Below are 2963 nucleotides of genomic sequence, written 5' to 3'. Positions count from 1 at the left end.
GATTGGAAGCCGAATTAGGTTAAGTTAATAAGGGCGCACGGTGAATGCCTTGGCACTAGGAGCCGAAGAAGGACGGCACTAACACCGATATGCTCCGGGGAGCTGTAAGTGAGCTTTGATCCGGAGATTTCCGAATGGGGAAACCCACTGTTCGTAATGGAGCAGTACATTTGCGTGAATACATAGCGCATCTGTGGCACACCCAGGGAACTGAAACATCTAAGTACCTGGAGGAAGAGAAAGAAAAATCGATTCCCTGAGTAGCGGCGAGCGAAACGGGAAGAGCCCAAACCAAGAGGCTTGCCTCTTGGGGTTGTAGGACACTCAGCATAGAGTTACAAAGGAACGAGTTAGACGAAGCGATCTGGAAAGGTCCGCAGGATAGGGTAAAAGCCCCGTAGTCAAAAATTCGTTCTCTCTTGAGTGGATCCTGAGTACGGCGGAACACGTGAAATTCCGTCGGAATCCGGGAGGACCATCTCCCAAGGCTAAATACTCCCTAGTGACCGATAGTGAACCAGTACCGTGAGGGAAAGGTGAAAAGCACCCCGGAAGGGGAGTGAAATAGACCCTGAAACCGTGTGCCTACAAATAGTCAGAGCCCGTTAATGGGTGATGGCGTGCCTTTTGTAGAATGAACCGGCGAGTTACGATTACATGCAAGGTTAAGTCGAGGAGACGGAGCCGCAGCGAAAGCGAGTCTGAATAGGGCGAATGAGTATGTGGTCGTAGACCCGAAACCAGGTGATCTACCCATGTCCAGGATGAAGGTAAGGTAACACTTACTGGAGGTCCGAACCCACGCACGTTGAAAAGTGCGGGGATGAGGTGTGGGTAGCGGAGAAATTCCAATCGAACCTGGAGATAGCTGGTTCTCTCCGAAATAGCTTTAGGGCTAGCCTCAAACGCGAGAATCTTGGAGGTAGAGCACTGTTTGGACTAGGGGCCCATCCCGGGTTACCGAATTCAGACAAACTCCGAATGCCAATGATTTATGTTTGGGAGTCAGACTGCGAGTGATAAGATCCGTAGTCAAGAGGGAAACAGCCCAGACCACCAGCTAAGGTCCCCAAGTATTTGTTAAGTGGAAAAGGATGTGGCGTTGCTTAGACAACCAGGATGTTGGCTTAGAAGCAGCCATCATTTAAAGAGTGCGTAATAGCTCACTGGTCGAGTGACGCTGCGCCGAAAATGTATCGGGGCTAAACAAATCACCGAAGCTGTGGATTGATACCTATGGTATCAGTGGTAGGAGAGCGTTCTAAGGGCGTTGAAGTCAGACCGGAAGGACTGGTGGAGCGCTTAGAAGTGAGAATGCCGGTATGAGTAGCGAAAGATGGGTGAGAATCCCATCCACCGTATGACTAAGGTTTCCTGAGGAAGGCTCGTCCGCTCAGGGTTAGTCGGGACCTAAGTCGAGGCCGATAGGCGTAGACGATGGACAACAGGTTGATATTCCTGTACCACCACCCCGCCGTTTGAGTGATGGGGGGACGCAGTAGGATAGGGTAAGCGTGCTGTTGGTTATGCACGTCCAAGCAGTGAGGTGTGAGTGTAGGCAAATCCGCACTCTGTAACATTGAGCTGTGATGGCGAGGACGAATGTCCGGAGTTCCTGATTTCACACTGCCAAGAAAAGCCTCTAACGAGGCGGGAGGTGCCCGTACCGCAAACCGACACAGGTAGTCGAGGAGAGAATCCTAAGGTGAGCGAGAGAACTCTCGTTAAGGAACTCGGCAAAATGACCCCGTAACTTCGGGAGAAGGGGTGCTCTTTTGGGTGCATAGCCCAGAAGAGCCGCAGTGAATAGGCCCAGGCGACTGTTTAGCAAAAACACAGGTCTCTGCAAAACCGTAAGGTGAAGTATAGGGGCTGACGCCTGCCCGGTGCTGGAAGGTTAAGAGGAGTGCTTAGCGCAAGCGAAGGTGCGAATTGAAGCCCCAGTAAACGGCGGCCGTAACTATAACGGTCCTAAGGTAGCGAAATTCCTTGTCGGGTAAGTTCCGACCCGCACGAAAGGCGTAACGATCTGGGCACTGTCTCAACGAGAGACTCGGTGAAATTATAGTACCTGTGAAGATGCAGGTTACCCGCGACAGGACGGAAAGACCCCGTGGAGCTTTACTGTAGCTTGATATTGAATTTTGGTGCAACTTGTACAGGATAGGTAGGAGCCTTAGAGCCCGGAGCGCCAGCTTCGGAGGAGGCGTCGGTGGGATACTACCCTGGTTGTATTGAAATTCTAACCCATACCCGTAACCCGGGTAGGAGACAGTGTCAGGCGGGCAGTTTGACTGGGGCGGTCGCCTCCTAAAGTGTAACGGAGGCGCCCAAAGGTTCCCTCAGAATGGTTGGAAATCATTCGAAGAGTGTAAAGGCAGAAGGGAGCTTGACTGCGAGACCTACAAGTCGAGCAGGGTCGAAAGACGGGCTTAGTGATCCGGTGGTTCCGCATGGAAGGGCCATCGCTCAACGGATAAAAGCTACCCCGGGGATAACAGGCTTATCTCCCCCAAGAGTCCACATCGACGGGGAGGTTTGGCACCTCGATGTCGGCTCATCGCATCCTGGGGCTGTAGTCGGTCCCAAGGGTTGGGCTGTTCGCCCATTAAAGCGGTACGCGAGCTGGGTTCAGAACGTCGTGAGACAGTTCGGTCCCTATCCGTCGTGGGCGTAGGAAATTTGAGAGGAGCTGTCCTTAGTACGAGAGGACCGGGATGGACACACCGCTGGTGTACCAGTTGTTCTGCCAAGAGCATCGCTGGGTAGCTATGTGTGGACGGGATAAGTGCTGAAAGCATCTAAGCACGAAGCCCCCCTCAAGATGAGATTTCCCATTACGCAAGTAAGTAAGATCCCTCAAAGACGATGAGGTAGATAGGTTCGGGGTGGAAGCGTGGCGACACGTGCAGCTGACGAATACTAATCGATCGAGGACTTAACCAAATATGAATTTGCGAGCA

1 rRNA gene is annotated in these 2963 nt (G+C 52.4%); it reads left to right on the top strand.

Annotation, left to right across the window (positions count from 1 at the left end):
• The first annotated feature begins 17 nt into the window (after nt 1-17).
• Nucleotides 18-2946: ribosomal RNA gene (locus tag PGC35_RS21990) — 23S ribosomal RNA — on the top strand.
• Nucleotides 2947-2963: the final 17 nt, after the last annotated feature.

Source organism: Psychrobacillus sp. PGGUH221 (assembly GCF_042055255.1).
In the GTDB taxonomy this organism is placed as follows: Bacteria; Bacillota; Bacilli; order Bacillales_A; family Planococcaceae; genus Psychrobacillus.
This window is presented reverse-complemented; position numbering and strand designations above follow the sequence as displayed.